This window comes from Azospira restricta (genome assembly GCF_016858125.1).
GTDB classification, from domain to species: domain Bacteria; phylum Pseudomonadota; class Gammaproteobacteria; order Burkholderiales; family Rhodocyclaceae; genus Proximibacter; species Proximibacter restrictus.
On sequence record NZ_CP064781.1, the window covers coordinates 1,637,913 to 1,654,018 of the forward strand.

A 16,106-nucleotide genomic window follows, 5' to 3' on the forward strand; every position below is an offset into this window, starting at 1 on the left:
CCCATGGTGATGCATCTCGACGCCGGCGCCGGCGGCTATGCCGGCATCCGCGACAGCTTCCGCTGGGAAGTTCCCGCCCGCTACAACATCGGCGTCGACATCTGCGGCCGCTGGGCCGCCGACCGCACGCGCTTCGCGCTCTATTACGAGGACGACGCCGGCCACACCTCGGCGTGGACCTTCTGGGACATCCAGCGCGCGGCGAACCGCCTCTCCAACGTGCTCGGCGCGCTCGGCACGCTGGCCGGCGACCGCGTCGCGATCATGATGCCGCAGCGCCCGCACACCGGCATCGCGCACGTCGCGACCTACCAGATGGGGGCGGTGGCGCTGCCGCTGTCGCATCTGTTCGGGCCGGATGCGCTCGAATACCGGCTGGCCGACGCTGGCGCGCACGTCGCCATCGTCGACGAGACGACGCTGCCGAAGCTGCTGGAGATCCGCGACCGGTTGCCCGAGCTGAAGCACCTGATCGGCGTCGACATCGACCCGGCGCTGGCCGCGGCGCACGGCGTCCGGGACTGGAACGCGGTGCTCGAACACGCCTCGCCGCGCTACGCGCCGGTCGACACCGCCGCCGACGACCCGGCGATGATCATCTACACCAGCGGCACCACCGGCAACCCGAAGGGCGCGCTGATGGCGCACCGCACGCTGATCGGCAACCTCTCCGGCTTCGTCTGTTCGCACGATTTCTTCCCGCAGCCGGGCGACCTGTTCTGGTCGCCGGCCGACTGGGCGTGGACCGGCGGCCTGTTCGACGTGCTGCTGCCGGTGTGGCGCTTCGGCCAGCCGCTCTTGGCCTACAAGGGGCGCTTCGACGCCGAGAAGGCGTTCTATCTGCTCGAGAAGTACGGCGTCAGGAACACCTTCCTCTTCCCCACCGCGCTGAAGATGATGATGAAGGCGGTGCCCGAGCCGAAGGCGCGCTACGACCTCGACCTGCGCACGATCATGAGCGCCGGCGAGCCGGTCGGCGAGGCGGTCTTCCACTGGGCGCGGGACAAGCTCGGCGTCACCATCAACGAGATGTTCGGCCAGACCGAGATGAACTACGTCGTCGGCAACTGCGCCGCCGCCTGGGCCGCGCGGCCGGGAGCGATGGGCCGCGCCTATCCCGGGCACCGCGTCGGCATCGTCGACGAACTCGGCAACGAGCTGCCGCCGGGCGAGACCGGCGAGGTCGCCGTGCACCGCGTCTGCAACGGCCAGCCCGACCCGGTGATCCTGCTCGAATACTGGAAGAAGCCGGAAGCGACCGCCGACAAGTCCATCGGCGACGGCTGGGGGCGCACCGGCGATCTGGCGCGCCTCGACGAGGACGGCTACTTCTGGTACCAGGGCCGCGCCGACGACGTGTTCAAGAGCGGCGGCTACCGCATCGGTCCGTCCGAGATCGAGAACTGCCTGCTGAAGCACGCGGCGGTCGCCAACGCGGCGGTGATCGGCGTACCGGACGAGACGCGCGGCACCGTCGTCAAGGCCTTCGTCGTGCTGCAGCCGGGCGTCGCCGGCGGCGCGGCGCTGGTCGAGGAACTGCAGGCGCACGTGCGGAAGACGCTGGCGCCGTACGAGACGCCGAAGCTGGTCGAGTTCGTCGAGGCGCTGCCGATGACGACGACCGGCAAGATCCAGCGGCGCGTGCTGCGCCAGCGCGAAAACGAGAAAACGGGGGAACCATCATGAACATCAGCGATAACACCGACCGCCCGGGCGCCGACCGGCGGACGAACGCCAGGTTGCGCGGCCTGTTCGACACCGCGTACACGATGATCGAGCCGTTCTTCGATCCCGACCAGGGCTGGGCCGGGCATTCGCTCGAGCACCTCGCCTTCCGCGTGCTGCGCGAGAATTTCCCCGACCTCTCCGGCGAGGAAGTGCACACCATCGTCGTCGCCGCGCACCGCGTCTATATCGAGCACAACCCGGGGCGCAGCGCGCATCTGCGCCGCCCGGAAGAAATCCGGCCGCCCGCCCCTTGAACGGCGGTGGTATGCTTCCCGCCGTGGAGGAGGGGGAATGCCGCTAACTATAGACGCCTGCGTCGCCCAACACATCGGCGACCGCAAGGAACAACAGGACCGGGCCGGAATCTTTCCGCACCCGAAGAAGAAGGGCGTGGCGCTGGCCGTCGTCGCCGATGGCATGGGCGGGCACGCCGGCGGCGCGGTGGCCGCTGAGCAGGTGCTGTACACCGCGCGCAGCAACCTCGAACACTACGCGGTCGACGAGGAGTCGCCGCGCGCGATGCTGGAGGCGAGCTTCCTCGAGGCGCATACGCTGATCAAGACGATGCGCATGGTGAACGAGAAGGACCCGCACAGCACGGCGGTGATGCTGCTGCTGCAGCCGGGCAGGGTGAGCTGGGCGCACTGCGGCGACAGCCGCCTCTACCGCTTCCGCGGCGACCAGCCGGTCTTCCGCAGCACCGACCATTCCTACGTCGAGCATCTCGTCGCCCAGGGCAAGATCTCGCCGGAGCAGGCGCTGGGACATCCCAACCGCAACGTCCTGCTCACCTCGCTCGGCGGCAGCGAAGCGCCCAAGGTCGATTTCGGCGAAGCCAACGGCCTGCAGGGCGGCGACAGCTTCCTGCTGTGCTCGGACGGTCTCTGGGCCTACTTCAGCGATGCCGAGCTGGCCGGCGTCGTCGCCGCGCATACCGCGCGCGAGGCGGCCGGGCTGCTGCTCGAACGGGCGCGCAGCCGCGCCAACGGCGAGGGCGACAACATCTCGGTCGCCATCCTGAAGCTGATCGAGGCGCCGGCGAAGAAAACCTGAGCGCATATCTCTTCGGCAATAAGCGAGGCATAGATACTTCTCATCCTCGTTTGGATGTAAGAACGTATGATGAACGCCTATTGCCAGGCTCGGCACGGGGTAATTTATGACTGTTTGGGCAGAACCTAAATTCGACAAAGAGGCTATCAACTCTGCTGGCAAGATGCTCGTGCGGTCTGCCCGTGAAAACTGGGCGAACTGGGGGATAGACGATTGGGAAGAATATTCGAACGCCATTGATGTTATTAATAATTGGCGCGGTTCGCATGGATATCCACTCAATACGTTCCAGGTGAATCTTCGCAATACCTGTCGACGGTTTGAGCAGGACGCGCTCATCGCGCAGCGAATTAAGCGGCTTTCCTCTATTCGCCACAAGCTTGATCGATTCCCATCAATGAAGTTGTCCCAGATGCAAGACCTGGGTGGGTGCCGGGCGATCTTGAGTAACGTTACAAATGTCTTCAGGGTTTTCGACTACTACCAAAACGAAAGTTCTGCTAAACACATACAAGCGTCTGTTGACGACTACATTAGCGCCCCTAAGTCATCCGGGTATAGGGGAATCCATTTGGTATATCGCTACTTCTCAGATAAGAAGAAAGCGATGTACAACGGACTAAAAATTGAAATGCAATTACGGTCCAGGTACCAGCATGCTTGGGCAACCGCCGTTGAGACCGCCGGTATGTTTTCTGGCCAAGCGCTAAAGTCAAGCTTAGGAAGCGAGGACTGGAAGCGGTTTTTTTCGCTGATCGGCTCGGCAATCGCGCTGCGCGAGCGTGCACCGCTAGTACCTGACACACCGGCTAGGTCTTCCGAACTATTTTCAGAGCTGCGGCACTATGCTGACAAACTCAAGGTGCAGGACCGTCTTCGCGAATACGGTAAAGCACTTCGCTACCTTACGGATGCACAGGATGGTGCTCACTACTATCTGTTACAGCTTGACCCGAAGAATGGCACGCTGCTTGTAACCGGATTTAAACAGAATCAGGTTGAATTAGCAGAGAAGACATACGCCCAAGCGGAACAGCTTGCGAAGGACAAAGCGGAAACGGATGCAGTTCTGGTGTCTGTTGAATCTGTTACCGCATTGAGTCGTGCGTATCCCAACTACTTTGCGGATACGCGCCTGTTCTTAGTGCTGCTTGAACAAGCTCTGTCTGGTCGTTCGCGCTCGATTCGGTTGCCCAGCCTAAAGCTAGAGCAACTACCACTTCCACTAACGGAATAGGTTGCGCTTGTTTGGTTTTAATGACGTTTGGCTTGCAAGAGGCCCTGCAAGTCGTTTAGTCGGAATGTGCAAAATAGAGTGCTTCTACGACAAGAAAACGGCGCCCGCCCCGGGTGCCGTTTTGCTTGGCGTTGGAGTTCAGGCGCGCTTGCCGAGGCCGCCGAGCAGCGCGGCGACCGGCCGTTTCGGCTTGTGCGGGTCGGGCTTGGCGTGCGGCTTGTCGTCCTGCGGCACTTCGCCGCGCGGCTCCAGCTCCTTCTCCACGTAGGGCGCGCTGAAGTCGAAGCCGTCCGGCGCCACGTTGCGCTTCGCATGGCGCGGCGCGCGCGGTTCGCGGGCTTCGCGCGGTTCGCGGCGCGGTGCCGCCACCGGCGCCACGACCGGCGCACCCGCCTCCGGCCGGCGATGGTGCTTCTTCCTGCCGGTCGGCGGGTACTCGTAGTCGTACTCCGGCGCGAAGCCGGGGATCACCACCTGCTCGACCTGCAGCTTGATCAGCTTCTCGATGTCGACCAGGTACTGCACCTCGTCGGCCGAGACCAGCGACACCGCGGTGCCCTTCCTGCCGGCGCGGCCGGTGCGGCCGATGCGGTGCACGTAGTCCTCGGGCGTGTGCGGCAGCTCGAAGTTGATCACGTGCGGCAGTTCGTCGATGTCGAGGCCGCGCGCGGCGACGTCGGTGGCGACGAGCACCTTGACCGTGCCGTCCTTGAACGCTTCCAGCGCCTTCAGCCGCTCCGATTGCGACTTGTCGCCGTGGATCGCATCGGCGGCGATGCCCGACTTCGCCAGCTCGCGCGCGAGCTTGCCGGTCTCCTGCTTGGTGCGCGTGAACACCAGCACCTGGTCGTATTCGTCCGACTTCAGGAGCTTGGTCAGCAGCGCCCGCTTGGCCTCGGCCGACACCGGGTGCACGCGGTGGGTGATCGTCTCGGAGACGGTGTTGCGCTTCGCCACTTCGACCAGTTCCGGCGACTTCAGCATCGTGTCGGCGAGCTTCTTGATCTCGTTCGAGAAGGTCGCCGAGAAGAGCAGGCTCTGCCGCGTCTCCTTCGGCAGCAGGTTGATGATGCGCGTGACGTCGGGGATGAAGCCCATGTCGAGCATGCGGTCGGCTTCGTCGAGCACCAGCGCCTGCACGCTCTGGAAGTTCAGGCACTTCTGCTCGACCAGGTCGAGCAGCCGGCCCGGGGTGGCGACGAGGAACTCGACGCCCTTCCGGATCGCCTCGATCTGCGGCTTGATGTCGACGCCGCCATAGACGCACAGCGTGCGGAACGCGGTGTATTTGGCGTAGGACTGCAGGTTCTCGTGCACCTGGATCGCCAGTTCGCGCGTCGGCGCCAGGATCAGCGCGCGCACCGGGTGGCGCGCCGGCGACGGGCTCGGGCTGGCCAGCGGCAGCAGGCGCTGCAAGAGCGGCAGCGTGAACGCGGCGGTCTTGCCGGTACCGGTCTGGGCGCCGCCCATGATGTCCTTGCCGGCCATCACCAACGGAATGGCCTTCTGCTGGATCGGCGTCGGCTCGGTGTAACCCTGGTCGGCGATGGCGCGGAGGATTTCGGGCGCAAGGCCGAGCTCGTCAAAGCGCATCGGCGGCACCCTCAAACGAATTTGTAATCAATGGCATAGGGCGGCGATTATACACCCATCGGGAAAAGCCGCCGGTTTCAATCGTCGTCGTGGATGCGGATGCCGCTGCCGCCCGCCCGTTTCGCCGCGTGCATCGCCGCTTCCGCCTTGCGCAAGAGGCTCGGCGTGTCGCGGCCGTGGTCGGGGTAGAGGGCGAGGCCGAGCGTGGCGGCGAGCACGCAGCTGCGGCCGCCGGTTTCGAGCGGCTCGGCGATCAGCCGCTGCACGTCGCCGGCGATGCCGCGGGCGGCGTCGGTGCCATCGATTTCCTCGAGGACCAGCGCGAACGCGTCGTCGTCCAGGCGGCCGACGGTGTCGGTCGCCCGCAGGCGGATGCTGAGGCGCTGGCCGAGCGCGGCGAGCAGTGCGTCGCCGGCGTCGCGGCCGAGTTCGTCGTTGAACCGGCGGCGGCCGTCGAGCTCGACGACGCAGACGGCGACGCGGCTGCCGCGGCGGTCGGCGCGGTAGATCGCCTGCGACAGGCGGTCGCTGACCATCGCCCGGTTCGGCAGCCCGGTCAGCGGGTCGTGCTGGGCCATGTGCTCGAGGCGGGAGAGGGCGTCGTCGCGGGCGGCGACAGCTTCCTGCAGGCGGCGGTTCTGCCGCCACAGGGCGACGCCGAGGCCGGCCGCCAGCGCCGCGAGAAGGCCGCCGAGCAACAGCGGCGGCGAGCCCGCCGCGGTAGCGTCGCCGGCGCGCGCGGCGGCGGTGCCGGCGGCAAGCGTCAGTGCGGTCGGCCAGTGCGTTGCGAGTGGGCGCAGGGTAGGCATGCTGCCGGCTCCTCGATGCCGGAATGACGGGAAAATTGTAGCCGAGCCGCGCCGGGAGCGGTCGCCGAATTGCGTAGAATGGCCGCGACAGGAGGACAGCATGGACTATATCGATCTCGGCAATTCCGGCCTGCGGGTGTCCCGCATCTGCCTCGGCACGATGACCTTCGGCGTACAGAACAGCGAGGCCGAGGGCCACGCGCAGCTCGACCGGGCGCTCGCCGCCGGCATCAACTTCGTCGACACCGCCGAGATGTACGCGGTGCCGCCCTCTCCCGAGAGCTACGGCAAGACCGAGCTGATCGTCGGCAGCTGGCTGAAGCGGCAGCCGCGCGACCGGGTGGTGCTGGCGACCAAGGCGACCGGGCCGGGACGCGCGCTGTCATGGATCCGCGGCGGGCCGTCCGGCTTCGACGCGGCCAACCTGCGTGCGGCGCTGGAGGGCTCGCTGAAGCGACTGCAGACCGACTACGTCGACCTTTACCAGCTGCACTGGCCGGCGCGCAACCAGCCGATGTTCGGCCAGTGGCAGTTCGACCCGGCCAAGGAGCGTGAAGCGACGCCGATCGGCGAGACGCTGCAGGCGCTCGCGGCGCTGGTCAAGGAAGGCAAGATCCGCCGCGTCGGCGTCTCCAACGAGCACCCCTGGGGCGTCATGCAGCTTGTCCGCCTGGCCGAGGCGCACGGCCTGCCGCGCATCGTCTCGATCCAGAATGCCTACAACCTGCTCAACCGCGTCTACGACAGCGGCCTCGCCGAGGTCTGCCATCGCGAGAACGTCGGCCTGCTCGCCTATTCGCCGCTCGCCTTCGGCTTCCTCAGCGGCAAGTACCTCGACGACCCGCGGGCGAAGGGGCGGGTGAACGACTTCGCGGGCTTCGCGCAGCGCTATTCGAAGCCCAACGTGGCGCCGGCGGTCGCCGCCTACGCGGCGCTGGCGCGCGAACACGGCCTGTCGCCGGCGCAGCTGGCGCTGGCCTGGTGCTATCGCCGCTGGTGCGTGGCGAGCACGATCATCGGCGCGACGACGATGGCGCAGCTGGAGGAGAACCTCGGCGCCTGGGCGCTCGACCTGTCGCCGGAACTGCTGGCGGCGGTGGATGCGATCCACCTGCGCTACACCAACCCGGCACCGTGAACGCGGAAGAGGGCGGGCGCCCTCTTCGTTTCCTCTCCTACTTCTCGGCCTTCTTCTCCGCCGGCTTGGCGTTTGCCGCCGGCTCCTCCGCCGCCTTGCGTCGCGTTCCCGGCGGCGCCGGCGGCGGCAGCTGCGGCTCGACCGACTCGATCTTGTTGGTGCGCATGTAGGTGTCCATCTCCTGCCAGCCGGCGAAGATCGGCGCCTTCGGCAGCCAGTGGTAGATCGCGTAGCAGTCCTCGATGGCGCGGCCGGAGTGGCGGCAGGCGCCGCCGACCGCCTTGCCTTCGGCCTCGACCCGGGCGGCCTTGGCGTTGAGATCCTCGATCCCCATCTGCTGCTGGACGATGTCGCAGCCGGCGAAGGTCAGCAGGAACGGCAGGGTGAGGAGCAGGGGGCGCGTCATGGTCTTCTCAGTTGGCGAAGGCGGCGATGCCCGTCTGGGCGCGGCCGAGGATCAGGGCATGCACGTCGTGCGTGCCCTCGTAGGTGTTCACCACTTCCAGGTTGAGCATGTGGCGGACGACGCCGAACTCGTCGGAGATGCCGTTGCCGCCGTGCATGTCGCGCGCCAGGCGGGCGATGTCGAGCGCCTTGCCGCAGTTGTTGCGCTTCAGCAGCGAGGTCATCTCGGGGGCATCCTTGCCTTCGTCCTTCAGCCGGCCCAGGCGCAGCGCGCCCTGCAGGCCGAGCGCGATCTCCGTCTGCATGTCGGCAAGCTTCTTCTGGATCAGCTGGTTGGCGGCGAGCGGGCGGCCGAACTGCTTGCGGTCGAGCGTATATTGGCGCGCCGCGTGCCAGCAGAACTCGGCGGCGCCCATGGCGCCCCAGGCGATGCCGTAGCGCGCCGAGTTGAGGCACATGAACGGGCCCTTCAGGCCCGAATATTTACCCATGGTGCCGGGCAGCAGGTTGTCGTCGGGGACGAACACCTCGTCCATCACGATCTCGCCGGTGATCGACGCGCGCAGTCCCATCTTGCCGTGGATCGCCGGAGTGGACAGCCCCTGCATGCCCTTTTCGAGCAGGAAGCCGCGGATGTCGCCGGCCTCGTCCTTGGCCCAGACGACCATCACGTCGGCGATCGGCGAATTGGTGATCCACATCTTGCTGCCGGACAGCGACCAGCCGCCGGCGACCTGCTTCGCCCGCGACGCCATCGAGCCGGGGTCAGAGCCGTGGTCCGGCTCGGTCAGGCCGAAGCATCCGATCTTCTCGCCCTTCGCCATCGCCGGCAGCCAGCGCTGCTTCTGCGCTTCCGAGCCGAAGGCGGCGATCGGGTACATGGCGAGCGAGGACTGCACGCTCATCATCGAGCGGTAGCCCGAATCGACGCGCTCGATCTCGCGTGCGACGAGGCCGTAGACGACGTACGAGGCGCCGGGGCAGCCGTAGCCGGAAATGGTGCTGCCGAGCAGGCCGAGCTCGCCCATCTCGCGGAAGATCGAAGGGTCGGTCCGCTCGTGGCGGAAGGCCTCCAGCACGCGCGGCGCCAGCTTCGCCTGCGCCCAGGCACGCGCGGCGTCGCGCACCATGCGCTCCTCGTCGCTCAGTTGATCTTCCAGCAGCAGCGGGTCTTCCCAGTTGAATCGGCTCATCGTCGGTGCCTGCAGGCGAGAAAGGCGATGCCGCATTCTAACCGCAATCACGCCGGCATTCGCTGCCGGGGCCTGCTGCCGGGGTGGCCGATGGTGCATAATTGACCGTCCGCGAAAGTTTCCCCGCCGAGGTTTCCGATGCTGCAACGCCATCTCCCCGCCGCCCTTGCCGGTGCCTGCCTCGTTCTCGCCCAGGCCGCCTCGGCGCAGGCGCTGACCGAGGTCGATTTCTACCATCAGCTGGACAGCGGGCGCGCCGCGAAGCTGGCGCAGCTGGTCGAGCAGTTCAACGGCCAGAGCAAGGACTACCGCATCCGCCTGGTGCAGCAGTCGAGCGACGGCGCGCCGGCGGTACTCAACCTGGCGACGCCGGAGAACGTGCTCGACTTCGCCGCCAACAAGGCCAATTTCCGGCCGCTGCACAAGGTGATGGCCGAGGCCAGGGAGAAGTTCGACGGCAAGCAGTTCGCGCCCGAGCTGCGCGTGCGCGTCGCCGACGCCAAGGGCAACCTGGTCGCGCTGCCGCTGGCGATGTCGACGCCGGTGCTGTACTACAACAAGACCGCGTTCAGGAAGGCCGGCCTCGACCCGAACGTGCCGCCGAAGACCTGGTGGGAAGTGCAGAACGCCGCCGGCAAGCTGTTCGACGCCGGCCTGCGTTGCCCCTACACCAGTTCCTGGCCGGCCTGGGTGCATATCGACAACACGACGGCGCTGAACGGTGGCGACATCTCCGGGCCGAAGGGCACGCTGGCCTTCAACGGCCTGGTCCAGGTCAAGCACATCGCGTTGCTGGCGAGCTGGCACAAGAGCTTCTACTTCAAGTATTTCGGCCGCCGCGACGAAGCCGACCGCCATTTCGCCGCCGGCGAGTGCGGCATGCTGACCTCCAGTTCGTCGGTCGCCGCGACGCTGCGCGAATCGCCGGCGTTCGAGGTCGGCGTCGCGCCGCTGCCCTACTACGACGACGTCTACGGCGCGCCGCAGCACGCGCTCGCCGATGGCGCCTCGCTGTGGATCGGCGAGGGCAAGAAGCCGGCCGAGTACAAGGCGGCGGCGAAGTTCGTCGCCTACCTGGTGACGCCGGAGATGCAGGTCGAGGTGACGAAGATGGGCGGCTACCTGCCGATGACGCCGGTGGCGCGCGCGATCGCCAACAGCAAGCTGCTCGGCGACGACCTCGCCGGCCTCAAGGTGGCCTACGCCCAGCTGAAGCAGGAAGGGGCGACGCATCCGCTGCGCGTGTCGCAGATCGAGCCGGTGCGCATCATCGTCGAGGAGGAGCTGGAGGCGGTCTGGGCCGGCCGGAAGCCGGCCAAGGAAGCGCTCGACACCGCCGTGCTGCGCGGCAACGCGGTGCTGCCGACGGCGCTGAACATGACCAACGGCGGCGGCTGCTGCCTGCCGCCGGAGGCGAAGCCGCGCCGGCGCTGAGGCCGGACGGGCGCGTGCCGCAGGCGATGACTCCGGCCGCGCCGCCGCTGCCCCGCGTCTTCGCGCACCGCTGCGGCGGTGCGCTGGCGCCGGAAAACACGCTGGCCGGGCTGCGCGCTGCCGCGGCGCGCGGCTTCACGGCAGTCGAGTTCGACGTGATGCTGTCGGCCGACGGCACGCCGGTGCTGATCCACGACGAAACGCTGGAGCGCACCACCAACGGCCGCGGCCGCGTCTGCGAGACGCCCGACGCCGTGCTCTTCGCGCTCGACGCCGGCGGCGGCGAGCGCATCCCGACGCTGGCCGAGGCGGCCGCGCTGTGCGCCGAGCTCGGCCTCTTCGCCAACATCGAGATCAAGCCGGCGGCCGGGTACGAGCTCGCCACCGGCGAGACGGTGGCGAGCTTCGTCGCCGATCACTGGCGCGGCGTGCCGCCGCTGCTCTCCTCCTTCTCGCGGCAGGCGCTCGCCGCCGCCCGCCGCGTCGCGCCGCAGCTCCGCTACGGCCTGCTGTTCGAGGCGGTGCCGAGGAACTGGCGGCGGCAGATGGACGAGGTCGGCGCGACGACGCTGCATTGCGCCGCCGATTGCGTCCGTGACACGACGATCGCCGCGGCCGCCGTCGCCGGCGTGCCGGTGCTGTGCTACACGGTGAACGACCCGCAGGCGGCGCAGCGCCTGTTCGCGCGCGGCGTTTCCGGGCTCTTCACCGACCGCCTCGATCCCCGCGACCCCCTCGCCGCCGTCGCCTGAAACAACTGCTTACGAAGTGTTACCGCTGCGCGCTGGGATTCGGCGGGCGGCGACGATACGCTGGCACCAGCCTGACGACAGGCGAGACCAAACCACCAGGAGATCGACCATGAAGACCCTCAAGACCCTCGTCGCCGCCGTTGCCCTGACCGTGCCGCTGTTCGCCGCCGCGCAGACCGCCTCGACGCCGCGCATCGATGCCCGCCAGGACCGCCAGGAGGCGCGCATCGACCGCGGCGTGCAGTCCGGCGCGCTGACCGAGAAGGAGGCGGCGAAGCTCGACCGCGGCCAGACGCACGTGCAGAACCTGGAGAACAGGGCGGTGTCCGACGGCGCCGTGACGACCAGGGAGCGGGCGCGCATCGAGCATGCGCAGGACGTGCAGAGCCAGCGCATCTACCGCGAGAAGCACGACCGCCAGCACGACTTCAACCACGACGGCCGCCAGGACCGCCCGCGCCAGGCCTTGCGCCAGGAGCATCGCAACGCCGGCCAGCACCGCGGCCCGAACCGCTGAGCGCGCGGGCCGGCGTCCGCCGGCCGCCCGGCAAGGCCCGCCGGCCGCTGGCGACAGCGCGGCGGGCCTTGTTTTTCCGGTAAAATCGCCGCTTTGCTTCTTGCCGCCCGCATTGGGTTAATTTTTGGGCCTCCGCCGATGAAAAGCGCCGAAATCCGCCAGCAGTTCCTCAAGTTCTTCGAATCGAAGGGCCACCAGATCGTGGCCTCCAGCTCGCTCGTGCCGCACGACGACCCGACGCTGCTGTTCACCAACGCCGGCATGAACCAGTTCAAGGACGTCTTCCTCGGCTTCGACAAGCGCCCCTATACCCGCGCGACGACCTCGCAGAAGTGCGTGCGCGCCGGCGGCAAGCACAACGACCTCGAGAACGTCGGCTACACCGCGCGCCACCACACCTTCTTCGAGATGCTCGGCAACTTCTCGTTCGGCGACTACTTCAAGCGCGACGCGATCAAGTACGCCTGGGAGCTGTTGACCGAGGTCTACAAGCTGCCCAAGGAGCGGCTGATGGTCACCGTCTACGCCGAGGACGACGAGGCCTTCGACATCTGGACCAAGGAGATCGGCGTGCCGGTCGACAAGGTCGTGCGCATCGGCGACAACAAGGGCGCGCGCTACGCCTCCGACAACTTCTGGATGATGGGCGACACCGGTCCCTGCGGCCCGTGTACCGAGATTTTCTACGACCACGGCGAGCACATCCCGGGCGGCCCCCCGGGCTCGCCGGACGAGGACGGCGACCGCTTCATCGAGATCTGGAACAACGTGTTCATGCAGTTCAACCGCGACGAGGCCGGCGTCATGCACCCGCTGCCGAAGCCCTCGGTCGACACCGGCATGGGCCTCGAGCGCATCGCCGCCGTGCTGCAGCACGTGCATGCCAACTACGAGATCGACCTGTTCCAGAACCTGATCAAGGCAGCGGTGCGCGAAACGAATTCGAAGGACGCCGACGGCCCGTCGCTGCGCGTGCTCGCCGACCACATCCGCGCCTGCTCGTTCCTGATCGCCGACGGCGTCATCCCGGGCAACGAGGGCCGCGGCTTCGTGCTCCGCCGCATCATTCGCCGCGCCATCCGCCACGGCTGGAAGCTCGGCGTGCGCCAGCCCTTCTTCCACCGGATGGTGCCGGACCTGGTCGCCGAGATGGGCGAGGCCTATCCCGAGCTGAAGGCCGGCGAGGCGCGCATCATGGACATGCTGAAGCTCGAGGAGGAGCGCTTCTTCGCGACCATCGAGCACGGCATGGCCATTCTCGACGGCGAACTGGCCGCGATGGCGGCGTCCGGCAGCACCGTGTTCAACGGCGAGACCGCGTTCAAGCTGCACGACACCTACGGCTTCCCGCTCGACCTCACCGCCGACATCTGCCGCGAGAAGCAGTTCTCGGTCGATGCCGCCGCCTTCGACGCGGCGATGGCGCGGCAGAAGGAGCAGGCGCGCGCCGCCGGCAAGTTCAAGATGGCCGCACAGCTCGACTACGACGGCCCGGCGACGACCTTCCACGGCTACGACATGCTCGAGACCAAGGGCAACGTGCTGGCGCTGTACAAGGACGGCGCCGCGGTGAATGAACTCGTCGAAGGCGAGATGGGCGTCGTCGTCCTCGACGACACGCCGTTCTACGCCGAGTCCGGCGGCCAGGTCGGCGACCGCGGCGTGCTGCAGTCGGTGCACGGCATCTTCGCGGTCGAGGACACGCAGAAGCTGCAGGCCGCCGTCTTCGGCCACCACGGTGTGGTCAAGACCGGCAAGATCACCGTCGGCAACGGCGTCAGCGCCAAGGTCGACATCGCCGCCCGCGCGCGCACCGCGCGCCACCACTCGGCCACGCACCTGATGCACAAGGCGCTGCGCGAGGTGCTCGGCGGCCACGTGCAGCAGAAGGGCTCGCTGGTCGACCCGGACAAGACGCGCTTCGACTTCGCGCACCACCAGCCGATGACCGAGGCCGAGATCCGCAAGGTCGAGGCCATCGTCAATGCCGAGATCCTCGCCAACGCCGCCACCGAGGCGCGCGTGATGAAGATCGACGACGCGCAGAAGTCCGGCGCGATGATGCTCTTCGGCGAGAAGTACGGCGACGAGGTGCGCGTGCTCTCCATCGGCTCGTCGAAGGAACTGTGCGGCGGCACGCACGTCGAGCGCACCGGCGACATCGGCCTGCTGAAGATCGTCGGCGAGAGCGGTGTCGCCGCCGGCGTGCGCCGCGTCGAGGCGGTCTGTGGCGACGTCGCGCTGGCCTGGCTGGCCGCGCAGCAGGATACGCTCGCCGCCGTCACCGGCGCCCTGAAGGCGCAGCCGCAGGAAGTGGTGGCCAAGGTCAACCAGCTCGTCGACCAGGCGAGGGCGCTGGAGAAGGAACTGGCGCGGCTGAAGTCGAAGCTTGCTTCCAGCCAGGGCGACGACCTCGCCGCGCAGGCCGCCGACGTCAAGGGCGTCAAGGTGCTGGCGGCGACGCTGGAAGGCGCCGACGTGCCGACGCTGCGCGAGACGATGGACAAGCTGAAGGACAAGCTGAAGTCGGCGGCGATCGTGCTCGCCGCCGTCGACGGCGACAAGGTCAGCCTGATCGCCGGCGTCACGTCCGACCTGACGGGCAAGGTGAAGGCCGGCGAACTGGTCAATGCCGTCGCCCAGCAGGTCGGCGGCAAGGGCGGCGGCCGCCCGGACATGGCGCAGGCCGGCGGCACCAACCCGGCGGCGCTGCCGGCGGCGCTGGCCTCGGTCAAGGGCTGGGTCGAAGGCCGCGTCTGATGCGCGCCGTCGTCGTCGCCTTCGCGCTGGCGGCCGCTTCCGCCGCCGCCGGGGCCGAGCTCGACCGCACGCCGCTGGCGGCGACGACCGCACAGGGCGATGCGGTGCGCCTCCATCCCAACGGCCGCTGGGAGTTCGTCGACGCCGAGAAGGCGGCGCAGGCGCGCGAACTCGCCGCGCAGTACCCGGAGAACCGGGTTCGCCCGGTCGATGCGCAGGGCGGCGCCTTCGGCATCGGCCGCACGATCATGCCCGGCGACAAGGACTACAACCGGGGTTCGCTCTCCGGCAAGGGCCGCTGACCCTGACGGGCGCGGTCGCCATCACGAAACGGGCAAGGCAATGAACATGGCTGTCGCCGACTGCGCGTCGATCCTCGTTTCCGACGTGCCGCGCATCGATGCGCAGCATCGTCGGCTGTTCGAGCTGGCCGCGACCTTCGCCGACGGCGGCGACCAGATCCGCATGATGAAGTCGCTGGCGATCCTCTGCGACCACGTGAAGACGCATTTCCGCGAGGAAGAGGAGATGATGGCGGCCTGCGGCTTTCCCGGCCTCGACGAGCACCGGCGCCAGCACGGCGAATGCCGGAGGATGCTGGTCGAACTGCTGGCGCGGGCGATGACGATGAGCCTCGACCAGATCGCCGACGAGGTGCAGCGGCTGATCCACGGCTGGATCTACAACCACATCCTGACCGCCGACTGCGCGTATGCGGTCTACCTGAAGGCGATGCCGGATCGCGCGTCGACGGCGCCGGCCGGGTGAACGCCTGCGCCGCCGCGGCGACGACCGTGCACAGCCTTCCCTATTCCGCGCCGCCGGATACCGGCCTCGACGTCGTCCATGCCGACGCCGCGCTGCTCGTGCTGAACAAGCCGGGCGGCCTGCTCTCGGTGCCCGGGCGCGGCCCCGGCAAGGACGACTGCCTGGCCCGCCGCGCGCAGGCCGTCTATCCCGACGCGCTGATCGTGCACCGGCTGGACATGGAGACCTCCGGGCTGATCGTGCTTGCCCGTGGCGCCGAGATGCAGCGCCGGCTGAGCGCCGCCTTCCAGTCGCGGCAGGTGGACAAGGGCTACGTCGCGGTGGTCGACGGTCGGCTCGCCGAGGCCGCCGGCACGATCGACCTGCCGCTGGTCGCCGACTGGCCGAACCGGCCGCGGCAGAAGGTCGACCACGAACTCGGCAAGCCCTCGCTGACGCGCTGGCGCCGCCTCGCCTACGACCCGGCGCAGGACGCGACCCGCGTCGCGCTCGCGCCGGAGACCGGCCGCTCGCACCAGCTGCGCGTGCACCTGCTGGCGCTCGGCCACCCGATCCTCGGCGACGCGCTTTATGCGCCGCCGGCGGCGCAGGCGAAGGCGCCGCGCCTGCTGCTGCATGCCGATACCCTCGCCTTCGCGCATCCGCAGAACGGCGCGCCGCTGGCTTTCGCCTGCCCGGCGCCGTTCTGACCCCGCCGGCCGTTGCGCGCGGGCTTTCGC

Annotated in this window: 16 protein-coding genes; 12 read left to right on the plus strand and 4 right to left on the minus strand. The window is 68.2% G+C overall.

Annotated features, from left to right (window positions below):
- Positions 1-3: 3 nt before the first annotated feature.
- The 4 genes from IWH25_RS08015 to IWH25_RS08030 all read left to right on the plus strand — a co-directional run bounded on the left by IWH25_RS08015 (position 4) and on the right by IWH25_RS08030 (position 4,018).
- Complete coding sequence (locus tag IWH25_RS08015) at positions 4-1,686, plus strand: acetate--CoA ligase (protein WP_203388789.1); 1,683 nt, start codon at positions 4-6, stop codon at positions 1,684-1,686.
- The gene (locus tag IWH25_RS08020) at positions 1,683-1,982 is read left to right on the plus strand and encodes a hypothetical protein (protein WP_203388790.1); all 300 of its coding nucleotides are present in this window, start codon (positions 1,683-1,685) and stop codon (positions 1,980-1,982) included. The genes IWH25_RS08015 and IWH25_RS08020 overlap by 4 nt, the downstream gene beginning before the upstream one ends.
- Before the next feature lie 37 nt (positions 1,983-2,019).
- Entirely contained in the window at positions 2,020-2,781 is a 762-nt protein-coding gene (locus tag IWH25_RS08025) for a PP2C family protein-serine/threonine phosphatase (protein ID WP_203388791.1), read from the plus strand.
- Between the two features lie 106 nt (positions 2,782-2,887).
- Positions 2,888-4,018 carry a RelA/SpoT domain-containing protein gene (locus IWH25_RS08030; RefSeq protein WP_203388792.1) on the plus strand — a complete coding sequence of 377 codons (1,131 nt, stop codon included), beginning with the start codon at positions 2,888-2,890 and terminating at the stop codon, positions 4,016-4,018.
- 138 nt (positions 4,019-4,156) lie between these two features.
- Here the strand turns inward: IWH25_RS08030 and IWH25_RS08035 are convergent, their stop codons facing one another.
- The gene (locus tag IWH25_RS08035; protein ID WP_203388793.1) at positions 4,157-5,611 is read right to left on the minus strand and encodes a DEAD/DEAH box helicase; all 1,455 of its coding nucleotides are present in this window, start codon (positions 5,609-5,611) and stop codon (positions 4,157-4,159) included.
- 77 nt (positions 5,612-5,688) lie between these two features.
- On the minus strand, positions 5,689-6,420 hold the full coding sequence (locus IWH25_RS08040; protein ID WP_203388794.1) for a GGDEF domain-containing protein: 732 nt from the start codon (positions 6,418-6,420) through the stop codon (positions 5,689-5,691).
- Positions 6,421-6,520: 100 nt separating this feature from the next.
- Here IWH25_RS08040 and IWH25_RS08045 point away from each other — a divergent pair, with 100 nt between their 5' ends.
- The gene (locus IWH25_RS08045; RefSeq protein ID WP_203388795.1) at positions 6,521-7,558 is read left to right on the plus strand and encodes an aldo/keto reductase; all 1,038 of its coding nucleotides are present in this window, start codon (positions 6,521-6,523) and stop codon (positions 7,556-7,558) included.
- Between the two features lie 37 nt (positions 7,559-7,595).
- On the opposite strand, the gene IWH25_RS08050 is transcribed toward IWH25_RS08045, so the two are convergent.
- Complete coding sequence (locus IWH25_RS08050) at positions 7,596-7,964, minus strand: hypothetical protein (RefSeq protein WP_203388796.1); 369 nt, start codon at positions 7,962-7,964, stop codon at positions 7,596-7,598.
- A gap of 7 nt (positions 7,965-7,971) precedes the next feature.
- Entirely contained in the window at positions 7,972-9,156 is a 1,185-nt protein-coding gene (locus IWH25_RS08055) for an acyl-CoA dehydrogenase (RefSeq protein ID WP_203388797.1), read from the minus strand.
- Between the two features lie 138 nt (positions 9,157-9,294).
- On the opposite strand from IWH25_RS08055, the gene IWH25_RS08060 reads away from it, so the two are divergent.
- From IWH25_RS08060 to IWH25_RS08090, 7 genes are all read left to right on the plus strand, one after another.
- Entirely contained in the window at positions 9,295-10,590 is a 1,296-nt protein-coding gene (locus IWH25_RS08060; protein WP_203388798.1) for an extracellular solute-binding protein, read from the plus strand.
- A 14-nt stretch (positions 10,591-10,604) separates the two neighbouring features.
- Positions 10,605-11,342: a glycerophosphodiester phosphodiesterase gene (gene ugpQ, locus IWH25_RS08065; RefSeq protein WP_238999036.1), complete on the plus strand. Its 738-nt coding sequence runs from the start codon at positions 10,605-10,607 to the stop codon at positions 11,340-11,342.
- Between the two features lie 109 nt (positions 11,343-11,451).
- Positions 11,452-11,859 (plus strand): hypothetical protein, encoded by a 408-nt coding sequence (locus IWH25_RS08070; RefSeq protein WP_203388799.1) that lies wholly within the window; start codon positions 11,452-11,454, stop codon positions 11,857-11,859.
- A gap of 138 nt (positions 11,860-11,997) precedes the next feature.
- Positions 11,998-14,619 (plus strand): alanine--tRNA ligase, encoded by a 2,622-nt coding sequence (gene alaS / locus IWH25_RS08075; protein WP_203388800.1) that lies wholly within the window; start codon positions 11,998-12,000, stop codon positions 14,617-14,619.
- Positions 14,619-14,921 carry a hypothetical protein gene (locus tag IWH25_RS08080; RefSeq protein ID WP_203388801.1) on the plus strand — a complete coding sequence of 101 codons (303 nt, stop codon included), beginning with the start codon at positions 14,619-14,621 and terminating at the stop codon, positions 14,919-14,921. The genes alaS and IWH25_RS08080 overlap by 1 nt, the downstream gene beginning before the upstream one ends.
- Positions 14,922-14,967: 46 nt before the next feature.
- Positions 14,968-15,387, plus strand: a complete 420-nt coding sequence (locus IWH25_RS08085) for a bacteriohemerythrin (protein ID WP_203388802.1) — start codon at positions 14,968-14,970, stop codon at positions 15,385-15,387.
- A 26-nt stretch (positions 15,388-15,413) separates the two neighbouring features.
- Positions 15,414-16,076 carry an RluA family pseudouridine synthase gene (locus IWH25_RS08090; protein ID WP_203389189.1) on the plus strand — a complete coding sequence of 221 codons (663 nt, stop codon included), beginning with the start codon at positions 15,414-15,416 and terminating at the stop codon, positions 16,074-16,076.
- Positions 16,077-16,106 lie beyond the last annotated feature (30 nt).

Bases quoted from the DNA above. Each gene is read 5' to 3' on its own strand.
- IWH25_RS08035 (WP_203388793.1), bottom strand. From the start codon at position 5,611: ATGCGCTTTGACGAGCTCGGCCTTGCGCCCGAAATCCTCCGCGCCATC.
- IWH25_RS08085 (WP_203388802.1), top strand. From the start codon at position 14,968: ATGGCTGTCGCCGACTGCGCGTCGATCCTCGTTTCCGACGTGCCGCGC.
- IWH25_RS08020 (WP_203388790.1), top strand. From the start codon at position 1,683: ATGAACATCAGCGATAACACCGACCGCCCGGGCGCCGACCGGCGGACG.
- IWH25_RS08025 (WP_203388791.1), top strand. From the start codon at position 2,020: ATGCCGCTAACTATAGACGCCTGCGTCGCCCAACACATCGGCGACCGC.
- IWH25_RS08080 (WP_203388801.1), top strand. From the start codon at position 14,619: ATGCGCGCCGTCGTCGTCGCCTTCGCGCTGGCGGCCGCTTCCGCCGCC.
- IWH25_RS08030 (WP_203388792.1), top strand. From the start codon at position 2,888: ATGACTGTTTGGGCAGAACCTAAATTCGACAAAGAGGCTATCAACTCT.
- IWH25_RS08050 (WP_203388796.1), bottom strand. From the start codon at position 7,964: ATGACGCGCCCCCTGCTCCTCACCCTGCCGTTCCTGCTGACCTTCGCC.
- alaS (WP_203388800.1), top strand. From the start codon at position 11,998: ATGAAAAGCGCCGAAATCCGCCAGCAGTTCCTCAAGTTCTTCGAATCG.
- IWH25_RS08070 (WP_203388799.1), top strand. From the start codon at position 11,452: ATGAAGACCCTCAAGACCCTCGTCGCCGCCGTTGCCCTGACCGTGCCG.
- IWH25_RS08055 (WP_203388797.1), bottom strand. From the start codon at position 9,156: ATGAGCCGATTCAACTGGGAAGACCCGCTGCTGCTGGAAGATCAACTG.
- IWH25_RS08040 (WP_203388794.1), bottom strand. From the start codon at position 6,420: ATGCCTACCCTGCGCCCACTCGCAACGCACTGGCCGACCGCACTGACG.
- IWH25_RS08060 (WP_203388798.1), top strand. From the start codon at position 9,295: ATGCTGCAACGCCATCTCCCCGCCGCCCTTGCCGGTGCCTGCCTCGTT.
- IWH25_RS08045 (WP_203388795.1), top strand. From the start codon at position 6,521: ATGGACTATATCGATCTCGGCAATTCCGGCCTGCGGGTGTCCCGCATC.
- IWH25_RS08015 (WP_203388789.1), top strand. From the start codon at position 4: ATGGTGATGCATCTCGACGCCGGCGCCGGCGGCTATGCCGGCATCCGC.